Origin of the sequence: Pseudomonas sp. BS3782 TE3695 (assembly GCF_050435305.1) — a bacterium.
GTDB lineage: Bacteria > Pseudomonadota > Gammaproteobacteria > Pseudomonadales > Pseudomonadaceae > Aquipseudomonas.
The window spans coordinates 5,090,759-5,108,037 of the sequence record NZ_JBNDKB010000001.1 but is presented as its reverse complement, the minus strand read 5'-3'; the positions used below and the strand labels follow the sequence as shown (position 1 = coordinate 5,108,037).

The 17,279-nt window shown below is 60.8% G+C and carries 12 protein-coding genes; 6 read left to right on the top strand and 6 right to left on the bottom strand.

Annotated elements, in window-relative coordinates:
* Positions 1 to 221 precede the first annotated feature (221 nt).
* Positions 222 to 1,508, bottom strand: a complete 1,287-nt coding sequence (locus ABH909_RS23025; protein WP_429437487.1) for an aminotransferase class V-fold PLP-dependent enzyme — start codon at positions 1,506 to 1,508, stop codon at positions 222 to 224.
* The gene (pvdM, locus tag ABH909_RS23020) at positions 1,505 to 2,875 is read right to left on the bottom strand and encodes a pyoverdine-tailoring dipeptidase-like protein PvdM (RefSeq protein ID WP_429437484.1); all 1,371 of its coding nucleotides are present in this window, start codon (positions 2,873 to 2,875) and stop codon (positions 1,505 to 1,507) included. Before pvdM ends, ABH909_RS23025 begins: the two co-directional genes overlap by 4 nt.
* A 345-nt stretch (positions 2,876 to 3,220) precedes the next feature.
* Between pvdM and ABH909_RS23015 the strand changes: the two genes are divergently transcribed.
* A complete protein-coding gene (locus tag ABH909_RS23015) occupies positions 3,221 to 4,846 on the top strand; it encodes a PvdJ/PvdD/PvdP-like protein (RefSeq protein WP_429437481.1) in 1,626 nt (541 codons plus the stop codon).
* 140 nt (positions 4,847 to 4,986) lie between these two features.
* Here ABH909_RS23015 and ABH909_RS23010 read toward each other — a convergent pair whose 3' ends face one another.
* From ABH909_RS23010 to ABH909_RS23000, 3 genes are read right to left on the bottom strand one after another with little or no spacing between them, the layout of a single operon-like run.
* On the bottom strand, positions 4,987 to 6,381 hold the full coding sequence (locus tag ABH909_RS23010) for an efflux transporter outer membrane subunit (protein WP_429437478.1): 1,395 nt from the start codon (positions 6,379 to 6,381) through the stop codon (positions 4,987 to 4,989).
* Positions 6,382 to 6,388: 7 nt separating this feature from the next.
* Positions 6,389 to 8,362 carry a MacB family efflux pump subunit gene (locus ABH909_RS23005; protein ID WP_429437476.1) on the bottom strand — a complete coding sequence of 658 codons (1,974 nt, stop codon included), beginning with the start codon at positions 8,360 to 8,362 and terminating at the stop codon, positions 6,389 to 6,391.
* Entirely contained in the window at positions 8,363 to 9,523 is a 1,161-nt protein-coding gene (locus ABH909_RS23000) for an efflux RND transporter periplasmic adaptor subunit (protein WP_429437473.1), read from the bottom strand.
* A gap of 314 nt (positions 9,524 to 9,837) precedes the next feature.
* Here ABH909_RS23000 and ABH909_RS22995 point away from each other — a divergent pair, with 314 nt between their 5' ends.
* The 5 genes from ABH909_RS22995 to ABH909_RS22975 all read left to right on the top strand — a co-directional run bounded on the left by ABH909_RS22995 (position 9,838) and on the right by ABH909_RS22975 (position 16,342).
* A complete protein-coding gene (locus ABH909_RS22995; RefSeq protein WP_192343244.1) occupies positions 9,838 to 10,320 on the top strand; it encodes a sigma-70 family RNA polymerase sigma factor in 483 nt (160 codons plus the stop codon).
* A gap of 145 nt (positions 10,321 to 10,465) precedes the next feature.
* On the top strand, positions 10,466 to 11,803 hold the full coding sequence (locus tag ABH909_RS22990; RefSeq protein ID WP_429437471.1) for a lysine N(6)-hydroxylase/L-ornithine N(5)-oxygenase family protein: 1,338 nt from the start codon (positions 10,466 to 10,468) through the stop codon (positions 11,801 to 11,803).
* A gap of 159 nt (positions 11,804 to 11,962) precedes the next feature.
* Entirely contained in the window at positions 11,963 to 12,421 is a 459-nt protein-coding gene (locus ABH909_RS22985; protein ID WP_429437468.1) for a response regulator, read from the top strand.
* 54 nt (positions 12,422 to 12,475) lie between these two features.
* On the top strand, positions 12,476 to 13,102 hold the full coding sequence (locus tag ABH909_RS22980; protein WP_429437465.1) for a response regulator: 627 nt from the start codon (positions 12,476 to 12,478) through the stop codon (positions 13,100 to 13,102).
* The gene (locus tag ABH909_RS22975; protein ID WP_429437462.1) at positions 13,103 to 16,342 is read left to right on the top strand and encodes a transporter substrate-binding domain-containing protein; all 3,240 of its coding nucleotides are present in this window, start codon (positions 13,103 to 13,105) and stop codon (positions 16,340 to 16,342) included. It begins immediately after the preceding gene.
* Between the two features lie 27 nt (positions 16,343 to 16,369).
* Here ABH909_RS22975 and ABH909_RS22970 read toward each other — a convergent pair whose 3' ends face one another.
* Positions 16,370 to 17,278: a LysR substrate-binding domain-containing protein gene (locus ABH909_RS22970; RefSeq protein ID WP_429437459.1), complete on the bottom strand. Its 909-nt coding sequence runs from the start codon at positions 17,276 to 17,278 to the stop codon at positions 16,370 to 16,372.
* Between the last annotated feature and the right edge of the window lies 1 nt (position 17,279).

Below are 17,279 nucleotides of genomic sequence, written 5' to 3'. Positions count from 1 at the left end.
AACGGTGCCTCGCAGCTCACTTGTCAGTCATGCCGACCATTGTGGCGAGAGGGCTTTTGTGGCGAGCGAGCTTGCTCGCGCTGGGCTGCGCAGCGGCCCCAAAAATCTGCCAGTCATTGCTGATTTTTGTGAGTGCTACGCACTCAAGCGGGAGCAAGCTCCCTCGCCACAGGTTTATCTGACTCAAGACCTTCTAAGTGAACTGCATTGGGAGCGAGAATTCACGCGGAGCGCTTTTTGCCCAGCACGTCGATTAAGCGGTCCACCTCGGCTTCGGTATTGAGCAGGCCGGGTGCAGTGCGGATCACCGGGCCGACGTCGCGGCTGACCGCATCGCTGACAATCCGGTTGTGCATCAGGTGAGCCGCCACGGCATCGCCGTCCTGACCCTTGACCCGGAAGAAGCTGAACCCCGCGGAAAACTTCGGATTGACCGGGGTGACCAGTTCGATACCCGGTTCCTCCAGCAAACGCTGTTTGAGGTAGCTGTTGAGCTGATGGATGCGCGCCTGCACGTCAGCTTTGCCCAGTTCCAGGTGCAATTTGAACGCTTCATCCACGGCCCAGCGATGTTCGAACGCGTGATAGCCGCCGGGGGACATGGTGGTGGAAAAGGTCGTGGCTTCGGAGAAGGTCGGCACGCTCGGGCTGACGTATTTCAGCTCTTCGCTGCGGCTGCAAACGATGCCGGTGCCTCGAGGGCCGAACATCCATTTGTGGGTGCCGGCAATGAAGAAGTCGCAGTTCATCACCGGAAAACTCAGGTCTTCGACGCCGAAACCGTGCACGCCGTCGACTACGTAAACGATCCGGTCCTGGTCGTCGCGCTGGCGATTGTGTTCATCGACGAGGCCGGCGATGTCGCTGATCGGCAGCTTCACGCCACTGCCCGAGTGCACCCAGGTCATGCCCAGCACGCGGGTCTCGGGGCGGATGTTGCGGTTGATGGTATCCAGCACCTGGTCGGTCGAGATCGACTGTGGCTGCTCGAACAATTGAATCTTGCGCACCCGGGTGCCATCGCGCTGGTTGCGAAAATGCAGGATGTTGTTCGTGGAATAGTGCTCGTGAACCGTGGTGAGGATTTCCTGATCGGGGCGCACCTGCACGCCGCCATAGATCATCGCCAGGCCTTCGGTGGTGCTGCCGGTGAGGGCGATCTGCGTCGGTTTGGCCTGTAAATACCGACCGGCCCAGAACCGCACGTTTTCTTCGCGCTGGTGGGTCACGCCCAGGTCCCAATCCATGGCCAGCCCGGGATTCAAGTCCAGCGCGGCGCGGTGACGGGCGATGGCCTCGCGCACGGGTTTGGGGTGGGAGGTCACCAGAAAATTGGCGAAGTGAATGCAGTTCGGGTCCTGGTCGAACAACTGACGCAACTGCGCCCACTTGTCCCGGGGCAGCGCTTGCGATTGCCCGGCGGCGACCGGGGAGCCGAGGCTGGCAGCCAACGGCAGGCCAGCGGCGAGGACCCCGGCCCGTTTCAGAAAGGTCCGACGGTCACTCATGGCTTGAGCGGTTCCTGGCGAGAAATCAGCGTGGGCTTCGCGGCTTTTTGCACCTGTTCCCAGACCCGCAGGAAGTTGCCGCCCCAGAGCTTGGCGATATCGGTTTCGGAATAGCCGCGCTGGATCAATTCGGCGGTGACGTTGCGGATTTCTCCGACATTTTCCCAGCCCTTGATGCCGCCGCCATCGTTGAAGTCCGAAGCGATGCCGACGTGGTCGATGCCGACCTTGCGCACGGTGTAATCGATGGCATCGCCGAGGTCCTTGAGCGTGGCCTTGGGTTCTTCTTCGAGAATGGCGTACAGACCGCTGGCGTATTGACCGAGCTTCTGTTCGGACCAGGCGGTGATGATCGGGTCGCCCGGCATCAGCGCCATCGCCAGGTTGGGCAATGGCGGCAAATCGAAACGTGCGCGCAGGGCGTTGAGTTTGTCCTGTGTGCCTTGGGTCAGCGGTTTGAGGTATTGCGAGAAGCCGACTACCTGCACCACGCCACCGCTGTTCTTGATCAGCTGCAGCTCCTTGTCGCTGAGGTTGCGCGGGATGTCTACCGAGGCCCGTGGCGCCGAGTGCGAGGCCACCATCGGCGTGCGGCTCAGTTGCGCCACTTGCTCCAGGCCTTTGCTCGACATCTGCGACACATCAATGATCACGCCCAGATCGTTGAGTCGCCGCACTGCTTGTTTGCCGATGTCCGACAACCCATCGAGGGCATCGGGGGAGTCGTTGAAAAACGGCAGCGGTCGTGACGAGTCGGCCCAGCTGTTGTTGCCGATGTAGCTGAAACCGAACATGCGCATGCCGCGAGCGGCCCACAGGTCCAGTTTGTTCAGGTCATTGCCCAGCGGGTAGGCGTTGAGCATGCTGATGAAAATCGCAAACTTGCCTTCGCCGTGCAGGCGCCGGAAGTCGTCGGGGGTGTAGGCGATGCCGACCTGATTGGGAAAGTCGCGCACCAGTCCGGAGATGATTTTGTAGCGCACTTCCTGCTGGTTGCGTGCTTCTTCGACGAAGCCGTCAGTGGGCCGGTGCGGGGCGTTCGGGCCGTTCCACATTTCCGGCCAGCCGAAAACCGTCAGGGCCGCGCCGGACAGTCGGCCACGGTTGGCCTTGATCAAATCGAACTGGCCGGAACCGTCCTTGTCGGCCTCGTTGCCGTGGGCGCCGAAATTCAGGGGAACGGTGATGTGGCTGTCGAAGGAAAGGATCCGCCCCTGCAGTTCGGTGGCCTGTTTCATGACCTTGATCGGGTAGCCGGGGTTGTCCTTGAACCCGTAATCCCAGACCAGCCAGCCTGCGCCGGCACTGATGGCCAGGGCCAGTGGCAGGCCGAGGTACAGGGCCTTTTTCGAACGTGTTTTTGTCATCGCCATCTCAGTCAGGTTCGCCGTTGAGTGCAGGCGCAGGGGCCTTTGCTATTTGGGAAGAACGAGTGACCGGCAGGAAAAATTAGCGGCTTGTGTGATTTCCTGTGGCGAGGGAGCTTGCTCCCGCTCGGCTGCGAAGCAGTCGTCAATCCAGCAGACGCGATCTGCCTGAGAAAAATCAGGACCGCTCCGCGCTCCAGCGGGAGCAAGCTCCCTCGCCACAGGAAAGCCCTTTCTCCATAGGAAAGCTCTCCACAAGGGTGTGTCTGGTGCGCTTAAATTTCCCCCCACAACAAACGTTCTAGCTTGGATAAAGCCTGCTTCATGGCTGACACAGGTAGGGCAATGACGATTTCTCGACGCTGGTTCATGGCGGGCCTGGCGCTCACGAGCGCTGCGGTGCCTGCCGCTTTTTATGCACATCGTGAGTTGACCCGGGAGCAGGAACCGATCACGCCGGGGGAGGCTACGGTCGACCTGGCCAGCACCGCCGGGCAGCAACTGGCCGACAGCTTGCGCGGAGTCTGGGACATTCGTTTTGTCGGCAGCGATGCAGGGCTTGATGGCTTGCCGCAGGACGGGCTGGAGTTGTTTCTCGACATCGCTCATCGCGGGCGCGGGTTGCGCGGTTGCCTGGATACCGGCACTCACCTGCGCGGGGAGGGCCAGCCATGCTATCAAGTCATCGGCGATCTGGCGCCAGCCAATGGCGCCGAACTGTACTGGCGGCTGATGCGCACCGACGCCCCGTTGGTGGCGCCGGTGTATGAGTTCAAGGCCAAACTCGACGAAGTCTGGGCCGCTTTCGGCAACGCCGGCAGCGGCACGTTCAGCGGCCAAGTGCTGAGCCTGAATCGCCCGTTGGGTTTGCCCGAACTCGACAATCGCTTTATCGCCATCAAGCGGCGGTTTCCCGAAGCGCGGGAGCGAACCGCCCTCAACCCGACATTTCTGGCGTGGCTGGTGTCCCCCGAGCATCGATTGTTTCACCAGCTCTGGCACGCCTCCCGGGACAAATGGCACAAGCTCCCGGAGAAAAAGCGCGAGGCGTTGCGCGGTATCGGCTGGCAACCCGGCCCACGGGACAACGAGCGTGATGCCCGCGGGCCGCGCAAGGACCGCAACGGTTCGGGCATCGATTTCTTCTTCATGCACCGGCACATGCTCGGCATTGCCCGGTCCATGCAGGACTTGCCTTCATGGCCGGCGTTCCCCTTGCCGCAGCCAGAACTCGAGCGTGATCGCCAGGGCTTCGCGCGCTATTTCGACAATCACGATGGCAATGCCTTACCGCCGACCTGGTTGACCGAAGGTGATGACGAATACACCAAATGGGTCAGTGACATCAAAGCCGCAGAGACCTATCACAGCAACTTTCAGGTCTGGGAGTCCCAGTACCGGGATCCGCGTTACCTGTCGAAACTGACCCTCGGCCAGTTCGGCTCGGAGGTCGAGCTGGGCCTGCACGACTGGCTGCACATGCGCTGGGCCTCGGTGGCTCGGGATCCGTCCAACGAGATACCCGTGCCGATGGCTCGGGATCAGGCCGACTTCGCGGTGCGCTGGTATGCCCCGGAAAACGATTTTCTCGGCGATCCGTTCTCATCCCACGTTAACCCGGTGTTCTGGCGTTTCCACGGCTGGATCGACGATCGCATCGAAGACTGGTTCCACGCCCATGAACGTTTTCACCCAGGCGAACTGAGCCGCCTGGAGGTCAACGGCGTGCCGTGGTTTGCGCCGGGGCGTTGGGTGGAAGTGGGCGATCCGTGGCTCGGGCCGGACACCCACGGTTGCAGTACGACGCAGGGCCTGCAGGTGGGGCGTTCGGTGGAAATGGACCCGGAAACCATGAAGCTGGCGTTGCGCATCACCTTTGGCGATGAAGACAACATGAGTGACCTGTTGCGCAAAGTGCCGCGACGGCCGTGGTATGCGCGGCATTTGAAGGTCAAGGGGTGGCCGGTTTAGTCGGGTAGACCGCGTTATCGTTCTTCGCGAGCAAGCCCGCTCCCACATTTGATCTCCATCGAGCACGAGGTTTGTGTACGACGCAGATCCAATGTGGGAGCGGGCTTGCTCGCGAAGACAGCCTCAAGAACGACGCTGTTCTACAGGGCTTGCCATCCCCCACCCAACGCCTTGTACAGCGCAATACTGGCCTGCAACCGCGACAATCTCAGCTGCACATTCAGATCTTGGGCGGCATACAGCGTGCGCTGGGTTTGCAGCACTGTGAGCAGGTCTTCGGCGCCGGCCTGGTAACGGCTCTGGGCGATGTCGAAAGCGGTCTGCGCCTGGCTCAGTTCTTCTACCTGCCACTGGCGTTGCTCATCCAGCCCGCGAATGCTGTTGAGGGCTTTTTCCACATCGGCAAAGCCATTGATGATTGCCCCGCGATAGGTTTCCAGCAGTTCCTGTTGACGCGCCGTGGCCTTGTCGCGCTCGGCGCTGAGGCGACCATTGTTGAAGACCGGCGCCACCAGCCCCGAGGACAGGTTGTAGAAAGTCGTGCGCAATAGATCCGAAGCCAGGTCGGCGCCGGAGCCCAGGCTGGCGGTGAGCGTCAGCTTGGGCAGCATCGCCGCGCGGGCGACGGTCACATCGGCCTGGGCGGCGGCGAGTTTGGCTTCGGCGCTGGCGATGTCCGGGCGGCGACTCAACAACTCACTGGGCACGCCGCTGGCAATCTGCGGCCAATGCAGTTGATCGAACGGCTGCTCTGTCAGCGTCAGTGCTTGCACCGGTTGGCCGAGCAGGGCGGCGAGGGTGATCCGTGCTTCCCGGGCCTGTTGTTGCACCAGCGGCAGTTTGCGTTGCTGTTCGGCCACCAGGCTTTTTTGCTGAGCCAGTTCCAGCGCCGTGGCGCTGCCGGCGTCATAACGTGTCTGCACCCATCGCAAAACGTTTTGGGCGTTGGCCAGGTTCAGCTCGGCGATCCGTTGCTGTTCACGCAACGACAAGGCCTGGGTATAGCTGTTGGCCACGCCGCTTTGCAAGGTCAGTTCCACGGTGGCCCGATCGAACTCGCTGGCCTGCAAGCCGAGCAGGGCACTGTCCCGGGCCGCCCGTTTGCCGCCCCAGAAATCGATTTCGTAACTGGCGCTCAGTTCCGCATCGTAGTAATTCAGCGAGCGATTATCGGGGCTGACGTCCAGTTGGCTGTAGCCCTTGCCATGCAGCAAGCGTTGGCGATTGGCGTTGAGGCCAGCCTTGAGTTCGGGCAGCAGCGGGGCGCCGGCGATGGTGGCGCTGGCCTGGGCCTGCTGCACCCGGGCGACCGCGGCGGCCAGGTCGTGGCTGCTTACGCTTGCCTGTTCGATCAGGCGATTGAGTTGCGGGCTGCCGAACTGCGTCCACCATTGCCGATTGCTGTGTGCAGCGGCGGCGGTGTTCGGTGATTGCCAGGCGGCGGGTGGTAGCAGACCGCTGTCGGGGTGCGAAGCAGGGGTGCTGCAGGCGGCTAGTAACAGGCTGGCGGCCAGTAGGGTCAGGGGCACTTTCATAGGTCGATCATTCACTGGTAAGGGCCGTGACCGGATCGAGCCGGGCAGCCTTGCGGGCAGGCATGAAGCCGAAGACGACACCGGTGACCAGCGCGCAGCCGAAGGCGCCGAGCACGGCGATCAACTGGAACGCGACCGCGACATTGCCGAGCAGCAGTACGCCACCGACCAGCAACGCCAGACCGATCCCGGCGACACCGCCGACCACCGAAAGCATCACCGCCTCGGTGAGAAACTGGCGCAGGATGTCGCGCTGACGGGCGCCGGTGGCCATGCGAATACCGATTTCCCGGGTGCGTTCACGCACGGTCATCAGCATGATGTTCATGACGCCGATACCGCCGACCAATAACGAAATTGCCGCAATCGAACCGAGCATCAATGACAGCGTGCCCTGGGTGCGGGCCTCGGCCTGGATCATGGCGGCGTTGTTGGTCAGCTCGAAATCGCGCTTGCCCTTGTGCTCGCGCAGCATCGTTTGATCGATTGCCTGCTCGGCCTCCTTGACCTTGCGCGCATCCTTGGCGGCGATCACCACATACTCGGGATTGCGACTGCCAAACAGCCGTACGCTGGCGGCCGAGTAGGGCACGGCGATGCGGTTGTCACTGTCGGAGTCGCCGGAACTGGAGCCTTTTTCGGCCAGCACGCCGAGCACCTGAAACGGCACGTTTTCGATCAGGAGGTACTGGCCAATCGGGTCGACCCGGTCGTTGAACAGCTTCTCCCGGACCTTGTGGCCGATCACCGCAACGGCGGCGGCGCTGTCTTCATCGGCCTGGGTGAAATAGCTGCCCTGAACCACCGGCCAATTGAAAATGCTCGGGAAGTTGGTGTCGTTGCCGCCCACATAAGCGGTGTGATCGGCGTTGCCGAAACGCACGCCGACCGTCGAGCCGTTGACCGGCATGATCCGCTGCACCTGGGACAGGTTGGCGAGCGCGGCGACGTCGTCGAGGGTAATGATCCCGGGCGGTGTACGCGGATTGGGCGCGGCGCCGCTGAGGTAAATGATGTTGGAACCGAACGCGCCCATCTGCGCCATCACCTGCCGCTTGCTGCCTTCGCCCACCGCCAGCATCACCACCACTGACGCAACGCCAATGACAATCCCCAGCAGCGTCAACGCGGTGCGGAAGCGGTTGATCCACATCACGCGCCACGCCGCCTGAACCGCGTCCACCAGTTCGCCTTTCCAGGCGCCATTAGGCTCGCTGCCGGCGCTCAGGCGCTGGCGCAGGTCCACGGCTTGCAGTGCGCCGGGACGGGACGTACGCGGGGCGGCCGAGGAGTGTGTGGCGGTGTCGCTGATGATCAGGCCGTCGCGGATTTCGATGACCCGGTTGGCGCGCCTGGCCACTTCGCGGTCGTGGGTGATCAGAATCACCACATGCCCCTGACTGGCCAGTTCGTCGAGCAGGCTCATGACTTCGGCGCCGCTGTGGCTGTCGAGGGCGCCGGTGGGTTCGTCGGCGAGAATAATGTGGCCGCCGTTCATCAAGGCGCGGGCGATCGACACCCGTTGCTGCTGACCACCGGAAAGCTGATGCGGACGGTTGCCGGTGCGCGAACCCAGGCCGAGGCGCTCGAGCAGGGCCGCCGCGCGGGCATGGCGTTCGTCCGCCGGGGTGCCGGCATAAATGGCGGGCATTTCGACGTTTTCCTGGGCCGATCCGGACGGGATCAGGTGGTAACCCTGAAACACGAAACCGAAGGCCTCGCGCCGTAGCCACGCCAGTTCGTCACTGCCCAGGCCGGCGACGTTTTCTCCGGCGAACAGGTAGTCGCCGCTGGTGGGGCGGTCGAGGCAGCCGAGGATGTTCATCAGGGTCGATTTGCCGGAACCGGAAGCGCCGACGATGGCGACAAATTCGCCAGCGTGGATCGACAGGTCGATGCCGCGCAGCACTTCCACCACGGGGCTGTCGCCACCGCCGTAGGCTTTGCGGATCTGTCGCAGGTCAATCAGGGGCGTTTGCATTCAGCCTCCGCTGCCGGTGAGCGGGGCGCTCAGCACGTGATCGCCTTCCGCCAACCCCTCGAGAATCTGCGTGCGTAACCGATCGCTGATCCCGGTGCGAACCTCGCGGCGCTGAACCTCGCCATTGGCCGCCACCACTTGTGCCACTTGGCGATCCGCCGCGGTGCCGTTGTGCAGGGCCGCAGTGGGCACCGTCAGCACGTTCTGCACTTGCCGGGTGACGAAAAATACCTGGGCGGTCATGTCGGTCATCAAGGCGTTGTCGGCGTTGTCGACATCCAGCAGCACGGTATAAAGCACCACCCGTTCGCTGCCGCTGCGACCGCTGGTGGGGCTGCCCTGCGTCTGTTCGAGCGGGCGCGGCGGCACCGGCAAAATCTGCCGCACGGTGCTGCTCCAGCGCCGGCTGCCACCGCTGAGGGTGGTAAACCAGGCGGTCATGCCGGGTTTGACCTGGCCGATATCGGCCTCCGACACTTCGGCCCATACGGTCATCGGTGACAATCTTGCAATGCGCAATATCAGCGGCGTCTGTTGTTGGGCATTGAGCGTCTGGCCTTCCCGGGCGCCAACGGCGACCACCGTGCCGGACATCGGCGCGTAGATCCGTGTGTAACCGAGTTCTGCTTCATCGCTGCGCAAGCTTGCCTGGGCTTGACGAATCTGCGCCTGGAACATGTCGATGCGCGCTTGTCTCGCACGGACCTCGGCGCGGGCGGTCTGCACATCTTCTTCGCGGGTCGCGCCGCCAGCCTTGAGCGTCTGCTGGCGCTGGTACTTTTGCTGCGCCAGGTCGTGCTGGGCGCGCTGCTCTTGCAACTGGGCCTTGAGGTTGTCGATGGAAAAGCGCCCGGCGTCGAGTTTGGCTTTCTGGGTCGAGGGATCGATCTCCACCAGCAATTGGCCTTCCTTGACTTGATCGCCGGCCTCGACATGAATCTTCTGGATCTGCCCGGACGCCTGGGCGCCGACGTCGACATAACGCCGCGGTTGCAGGGTGCCGAGGGCGGTCACGCTGTTTTCGATATCGGCGCGGGTCACGGTGGCGGTGGCAAGTTTTTCACGCCCCGGCGGGATCACTTGCCAGGCGGCCAGGGCTGCGGCGGGGATCAGACACAGAGCGACAAACAGGGCGCGTCGGGTAGGGCGGGGACGTTTCATGCGGGGTTCCAGCCGGTAGAAATCGGCCCGTCGCTCGGCGTGCGCGGCAGTGACCGGCGTCGCTGAACGCTGTCGGTGGACCGACAGACACGGGAAGCTGTCCTGTAAACGAGAACCCCGAAGCAGAATTTAAGCCTTGATATATCGCGTACAGATCGGACAAATGAGGTTATTTCTCAAGTAATTGGATCCAGTGCTTTAAATCTATATGAGAATTACTATAAATTACGCCTCTTGCGCGCTGCCATCATCGTGCCGCCATCTCTTTTATGGCGCACTCTTTATGGCACAGATTGGCCCAAGAACCGGGAGTCATGTTGGAAAACTACTATCGCGAGCTGGTGTATTTCCTGAACGCCAAGCTAGGCAACCGTCAGGTGGCTGAAGATGTGGTGCATGACGCTTATCTGCGGGTGCTGGAGCGTTCCAGTGACACGCCGATCGAACAACCCCGGGCGTTTCTTTATCGCACCGCGCTCAATCTGGTGATCGACGACCACCGACGCAATGCCTTGCGCCAGGTCGAATCCCTGGACGTGCTCGACAGCGAAGAGCGCTATTTCACGCCGTCGCCCCACAACAGCCTCGATCATGGCCAGCGTCTGGACATGCTTCAGCGCGCATTGGCGGAGTTGCCAAAGCTGTGTCGCGAGAGTTTTCTTTTGCGCAAAATCGACGGCTTGTCGCACCCGCAAATCGCCGAGCACCTGGGGATTTCCCGGGCGTTGGTGGAAAAGCACATCGTCAATGCCATGAAGCATTGCCGGGTGCGAATGCGCCAGTGGGACGCCCATTGATCGCCACCGTTTAATCAAGCCTCGTTAAATTTTTTTTCATTGTCCTCGTTCCTATTCAACAGACGACTCTGCTGCCGCACACGGCCGGTCAGGTCACCCAGGCTTTATCCCCGCTGGTCCGGGGTTCATCCAGAGGACACTGGAAATGACACAGGCAATTGCATCGCCCATCGTTCACGACCTGATCGGCGTCGGTTTCGGCCCTTCGAACCTGGCTCTGGCCATCGCCTTGCAAGAGCGCGGGCCGAGCCAGGGCGAGCTGGATGTGCTGTTTCTCGACAAGCAGGCGGACTACCGCTGGCACGGCAACACCCTGGTCACCCAAAGCGAACTGCAGATTTCCTTCCTCAAAGACCTGGTGACGCTGCGTAACCCGACCAGCCCGTATTCTTTCGTCAATTACCTCAAGCATCACGGTCGTCTGGTGGACTTCATCAACCTCGGCACCTTTTATCCGTGCCGCATGGAGTACAACGATTATCTGCGCTGGGTCGCCGGGCAATTTACCGGGCAGAGCCGCTATGGCGAGGAAGTGTTGGCCATCGAGCCAGTGCTGCACCACCAGCAGGTCGAAGCACTGCGGGTGATCTCGCGTGATACGCATGGTCAGCAGCATGTGCGCACCACCCGTTCGGTAGTGGTCAGTGCCGGCGGTACACCGCGCATTCCCGAAGCGTTCAAGGCACTCAAGGATGATGGCCGGGTGTTCCATCATTCCCAGTACCTGGAGCGCATGGCCAGGCAGCCGTGCGTGAACAACCAACCGATGAGCATTGCGATCATCGGCGGCGGGCAGAGTGGGGCGGAAGCCTTCATCGACCTGAACGACAGCTTCCCGTCGGTGCAGGTGGACATGATCCTGCGCGGCTCGGCCCTGAAACCGGCCGATGATAGCCCCTTCGTCAACGAAGTGTTCTCGCCGGAGTTCACCGACCTGGTGTTCCAGCAGGCCAGCAGCGAACGCGAGCGTCTGGTCAACGAGTACCACAACACCAATTATTCGGTGGTGGACATCGACCTGATCGAACGCATCTATGGCATCTTCTACCGGCAGAAAGTCTCGGGCATCGCGCGCCATGCGTTCCGTACCCTGACCACCGTCGAAAAAGCCACCGCCACCGAGCGCGGTATCGAGCTGGCGGTGCGCAACAACGCCACCGGCGAAGTCACGGTTCGCCATTACGACGCTGTGGTGCTGGCCACCGGTTACGAGCGTCAGATGCATCGCAAATTGCTGGCTCCGCTGGAACAGTACCTGGGCGATTTCGAGGTCGATCGCCACTACAAACTGATCACCGACGAGCGTTGCAAGGCCGGCATCTACATGCAGGGCTTCTGCCAGGCCAGCCACGGCTTGAGCGACACCTTGCTGTCGATCCTGCCGATCCGCGCCGATGAAATTGCCGGCTCGCTGTATGACCATGGCAAGTCGCGTGGGCATGGGCGGTCGGTGATGGACATGTTGTTGGCCACAGCGAGCTGATATTGAGTCGCTCCTGAAAAGATCACAGTCTGCCGCAACGCCTACTATAGGAGCGCGTCCAAAAGGGGGACGGCATTTCAGAAAAGTCCTACAGAAAGCCCGAGAGGTCTTCCGTAGCCTTGCGCCCTCATTAATCTGACACCCTTCAGGGGGGCGCCATTGTCGAACAAGTCCTTTCGCATCCTGATCGCTGACGAACAACACTTTAACCGGCTGAGAATCGAGCGTTGTTTCAACCAGCTCGGTTATTACCGGGTAGCGCCGGTGCAAAGCCTGGAAGAGTTGCTGACCCTGGTGGAGTACGGTCGCGAACCCTTCGATCTGTTGGTCATCGATGCCGCGCTGGCGGGTGGGACTCTGGACCTGGTGGATTATTGCCTCGATAACCGGCAATTGGAGCGTGTGCTGATCTACGACGGCCAACAGGCCTGGTTGCCATCGCTGCCGGCCAGGGGGCAACAGAAGATTCAGGTCAGTCACGTCTTGCCTGACCTCGCATCAATTCAACGTTTGATGGCGTTCGTTGATCCGCAGGACCGTTCGTCTGAACTATCATTTCTGTCAGGTAGTTCAGACCGGCATTCCATGCAAGAGTCCATGCGCAGCTACTGCGTCTAATCCGGACTTTGCCCATGGGAAGTGAGTGCTCGTGTTTTTGCCTAGGGAGTTGCCATGAAGTCAGCGTTGATTGTGGACGATCATCCGGTGATTCGCGGCGCAGTCAAAATCGTACTCCGGCTTGAGGGATACAAACGCATCTACGAAGCCTCCAGCGGTAATGAGGTCTTGCCGATGATTCGCGAACACAAGCCTGAACTGGTGGTGCTGGATCTCAACATTCCATCCCTCGACGGGCTGGATGTGCTGGCACGGATTCAGGCTGGCGAGGTGCGGTGTCGCATCGTGGTCTTCACGTCCCAGGAGCCCATGTTTTATCAGGATCGATGCATGCGCGCCGGTGCTGCGGCCTATGTCGCCAAGACCAACGATTTGCAGCATCTGCACAAAGCTGTGCACGCCGTGATGGGGGGATACACCTATTTCACACAGCTGCCCTCGAGTTCAGTGTCCTTGAGTATGTTGCAGCGCAGCGAAAAGCAGATGATCGACAATCTGTCGGACCGCGAATTGACGATTTTCCAGCATCTGGCGCGGGGCATGAGCAACAAGGTCATCGCTGAAATCATGCATTTGAGCCACAAGACCGTCAGTACCTACAAAACCCGTTTGATCGGAAAACTCAACGTGAAATCGTCGGTGCATCTGCGTGATCTTGCCCGACGCAATCATCTGATCTGAATGAACGCCCTTCGACACTTTCGCTGCCTGAAAAGCCTGCTGTTGCTGGGGTTTGGCCTATGGGTGTCGTATGTCAGTGCCCAGCCGCAAACCTTGACCTTGCTGGGTCGTTCCTACGCGCAAGGGTCTACGGCCAAGCTGTCGGAGGCCGATTCACGCTGGCTGCAGCAAAAGGGCCGGTTGGTGCTTGCCGTCTCTGCCCCGGACTATCCCCCCTTCGACATCACTACCACGGGCCATGCGTTGGAGGGGGTTACGGCGGACTACGCCGGTTTGCTCAAACAGCTTTTGCAGGTGGAGATCGAAGTTCAACGCTACGGGTCGCGAGAAGAGGCCCTCCAGGCGCTCAAACAAGGGACGGCCGACCTGCTGGGAACGGCTAACAGTTATGAGGCACAGGATCCGCAGCTACAGAAGTCCAGCGCCTATGCCGTCGATCAACCGGTACTGGTGACCCGCACCGATTCGCCTTACACGCTGACCCCGGCACTGGCCGGCAAGCGCCTGGCGATGCTGTACCACTACTTGCCCGAGCAATACGTGCAGCAGTTTTATCCCCAGGCACGGGTCGAGCTCTTTCCTTCGACGCTGGGGGCGGTAGGGGCCGTGGCGTTCGGTCAGGCGGATGTCTATCTGGGCGATGCGATCAGCGCCCAATACCTGATCAGCAAAAACTACCTGAACAACGTCCAGTTGGCTGATTTCTCTGCCATGGAGCCTGGCCGTTTTGCCTTTGCCATGGCCCGCGATAATCGCCGGTTGTTGCGTATCGTCAACCAGGCGCTGACGGCGATCACGACCAATGAACAAATGAATATCTTGCGCCGCTGGGGAGCTGGAGGTGCCTCTATTTCGGGCACTCAGCCGTTGCATTTCAGCGTGACCGAGCAGCATTGGCTCCAGCAGCATCCGCATTTGAGGGTCGCGATCAATGAAAATCTGATGCCGATTTCCTTCTTCGACAGCGAAGGCAGGTTTCGCGGTATTGGCGCTGATGTATTGGAGAAAATCAGCCTGCGCACAGGCTTGACGTTCGACATACGACCGACAAAGTCCATCGCTGAAATGTTCGAGTGGATCAAGACCGGGCAGGTCGATCTGGTGGCAGGAATCAGCCCCAGCATCGAACGTGAAGCCGAGTTGCAGTTCACTCGCCCGTTTCTGACCAGCCCGAATGTACTGGTGACTCGCGCAGAGCCGGGCAGCCCCGTAACGCTTGATGATATGGCAGGCAAAAACCTGGCCGTTACCCAGGGCAACAGTGCTGGCGAATTCATCCGTCAGCATTTTCCGCAAATCCGGCTGGTCAATGCACCGTTGACGGCAGATGCGATGGAAATGGTCGCCCAGGGCAAGGCTGACGGCGGTATCAATTCGTTGATCGGCGCCCGTTACATGATTTCCCGGCTGTATCGCGATCGTCTGCAAGTGACAAGCACCGTTGGCGTCGATCCCGCTCGCAGCACGCTGGCGACCGGGCGGGACGCCCCCGAGCTGCATTCGATACTGGACAAGGCGCTGCTCAGTATCGCCCCCGAAGAGATCGACGAGATGACTCAGTATTGGCGCAATGACCTGATGCTGGAGGAAAGCTACTGGCTGCGTCATCGCCAACAAATTCTCCAGGCCTTCGTCGTGGCCGGCGCCTTATTGCTGCTCGCCCTGGCCTGGATCGTCTGGCAGCGTCGGCAGATTCGTCAGCGTCAGCAGTGGCTCAAACAACTGCAGGACGCCAAGGACGCCGCCGACGATGCCAACCGGGCCAAGACCACGTTCCTGGCCACCATGAGCCATGAGATTCGCACGCCGATGAATGCATTGCTCGGCATGCTTGAACTGGCGCTGAAACGGGCAGACGAGGGCATTACCGACCGCGCGGCCATCGAGGTGGCGTCAAATGCCGGGCAGCAGTTGCTGGCATTGATCGGCGACATTCTGGACATCGCCCGTATCGAGTCCGGGCATCTGTCGCTGTCGCCGGAGCGGGCCAATTTGCAGGCTCTGGTAGTGTCGGTGTGCCGGGTCTTTGAAGGCCTGGCACGGCAGAAGAATCTGCAGTGGCGGGTCGAACTGGACGAGCACAGCGACCGTGATGTGCTGATCGACCCCACGCGTTTCAAACAGGTGCTGTCCAATCTACTGAGCAATGCAATCAAGTTCACCCACAAAGGCGAGGTCAGTCTGAGCGTGCGGATTGTGCCCGCGCCGCCTGACCGTCTCATGGCCAGTGTGCGCATCGAGGACAGCGGCATCGGTATCAGCGGCTTTGACCAACAACGACTGTTCAGCCCTTTTGTGCAGGCCGGGAACAGTCAGCAATCAGGCCGAGAGGGTACCGGTCTGGGGCTGGCGATCAGTCGCACGTTGTGTGAAATGATGGGTGGTCGCTTGCAACTCGACAGCCTTCTCGGGCGTGGCACCCGGGTGGACATCAGCCTTGAACTGGTCGCATTGCACACGTTGCCCGTCATTGAAATGCCCGAGAGTGAATCACAGATAAAGACCCGCCCTTTGACGATTCTGGTGGTCGATGATTACCCGGCCAACCGGTTGTTGCTTTCGCGACAACTGAGTTATTTGGGGCACCACGTTCGGGTCGCGGAGGATGGTCAGCAAGGTTTCAAGCAATGGCGTGAACACACCTTCGATCTGGTCATCACTGACTGCAATATGCCGGTGGTCAGCGGTTATGAACTGGCGGGTGCGATCCGCGATGAGGAACGGTTTGAAGTGGGGCAACCGACCGTGATTCTGGGCTTCACCGCTAATGCACAGCCCGAGGTGAAAACCCGTTGTATTGAAGCAGGTATGGACGATTGCCTGTTTAAACCGATTCGATTGGTCGACCTGAGTACATGGTTGGCCACGAGATTTTCCAGCGAACCGGTAGACGCGACCGAAGGGCGTTCCATGGTCGAAATCGATTTAAGCGGGCTGCAGCGATACACAGGGGCCGACTATGAACTGATCACCCAACTGTTGCACGACCTGGCCGTGACCAACCGCGATGATCGCGAACGCTTGCTGCAAGAACATGCCAGCGGTAATCACTACGGCTTGCTGGACCTGGCACATCGCATCAAGGGCGGGGCGCAGATGGTCCGGGCGCTGAGCCTGGTCGAGTGTTGCGAACAACTAGAGCGTGCATGTGGCAAGGGCGATGCCGCACTTATTGACGCAGCCGTCGATAAGTTGCATCAAGCCATGACGCGCCTGGACCACAGTCTTGAGCAGGGCTGAGGCTTGATCTCCTGTCTATCGCCTGCCTCAAGCGATGTCACTGTGACTGAATTCCTCGCCCAGAAAGTCGATCAAGGTCCGCACCGACGGCAGCAATCCGCGTCGTGAGGGGAAAATCGCATGCACGATCCCGCACTTGGGCGCCCAGCCCGGTACCAGTTCCACCAATCGGCCGGCGGCAATCTCATCGCGCACCACCACACTGGGTAGGTGGGCGATGCCGATGCCGGCGAGTACCGCGTGACGCAAGGCCAGCAAGTCGTCGGTGACCATCCGCGGGGTATGACGAATCAGCGCGCTCGCACCGTCGGCACCGAACAATTCCCACTGATATTCCCTCTGTGCGCCACCCCAATGCACGCTCGGCAGACCGCTGAGATCAGCCGGCGTAGCCGGTGACGACAAGCGCTGCACAAACGCCGGAATGCCCACCAGGCATTGGGTACTGTTGCCCAGCACCTTCATCACCATGTCGGTGTTTTCCAGCGGCGGAAAGCGCACGCGCAGCGCGATGTCGAACCCTTCGTGGATCAGATCGACCCGGCGGTTGGTGCTTTCGATGAATAACTCCACCAGCGGGTATTCGAGCATGTAGCGGGTCAACATCGGCCCGACCCAGGAATTCAGCAGCGCCGTCGGGCAACTGATGCGTACCAGACCTTGGGGTTCGGAGCGATTGCGTTCGATCAGTTCGGCGGCGCTTTCGGCTTCGACCCGCATGGCCAGGCAACGCTGGTAATAAGCCTGGCCGATTTCGGTCAACGAGCAATGCCGACTGCTGCGGTGCAGCAAGCGCACACCGAGGCGTTCTTCGAGCTCGGCAATGCGTCGGCTGAGCTTGGATTTGGGCATGTCCAGCGCGCGTCCGGCCGGGGCGAAACCGCGGTGCTCCACCACTTGGGTGAAGTAGTACAGGGTGTTGAGGTCTTCCACCATC

What these genes read in the sequence shown, in the direction of transcription:
- ABH909_RS23025 (WP_429437487.1), bottom strand. Translation starts at nt 1,508, where the DNA reads ATGAGTGACCGTCGGACCTTTCTGAAACGGGCCGGGGTCCTCGCCGCT.
- pvdM (WP_429437484.1), bottom strand. Translation starts at nt 2,875, where the DNA reads ATGACAAAAACACGTTCGAAAAAGGCCCTGTACCTCGGCCTGCCACTG.
- ABH909_RS23015 (WP_429437481.1), top strand. Translation starts at nt 3,221, where the DNA reads ATGACGATTTCTCGACGCTGGTTCATGGCGGGCCTGGCGCTCACGAGC.
- ABH909_RS23010 (WP_429437478.1), bottom strand. Translation starts at nt 6,381, where the DNA reads ATGAAAGTGCCCCTGACCCTACTGGCCGCCAGCCTGTTACTAGCCGCC.
- ABH909_RS23005 (WP_429437476.1), bottom strand. Translation starts at nt 8,362, where the DNA reads ATGCAAACGCCCCTGATTGACCTGCGACAGATCCGCAAAGCCTACGGC.
- ABH909_RS23000 (WP_429437473.1), bottom strand. Translation starts at nt 9,523, where the DNA reads ATGAAACGTCCCCGCCCTACCCGACGCGCCCTGTTTGTCGCTCTGTGT.
- ABH909_RS22995 (WP_192343244.1), top strand. Translation starts at nt 9,838, where the DNA reads ATGTTGGAAAACTACTATCGCGAGCTGGTGTATTTCCTGAACGCCAAG.
- ABH909_RS22990 (WP_429437471.1), top strand. Translation starts at nt 10,466, where the DNA reads ATGACACAGGCAATTGCATCGCCCATCGTTCACGACCTGATCGGCGTC.
- ABH909_RS22980 (WP_429437465.1), top strand. Translation starts at nt 12,476, where the DNA reads ATGAAGTCAGCGTTGATTGTGGACGATCATCCGGTGATTCGCGGCGCA.
- ABH909_RS22975 (WP_429437462.1), top strand. Translation starts at nt 13,103, where the DNA reads ATGAACGCCCTTCGACACTTTCGCTGCCTGAAAAGCCTGCTGTTGCTG.
- ABH909_RS22970 (WP_429437459.1), bottom strand. Translation starts at nt 17,278, where the DNA reads ATGGTGGAAGACCTCAACACCCTGTACTACTTCACCCAAGTGGTGGAG.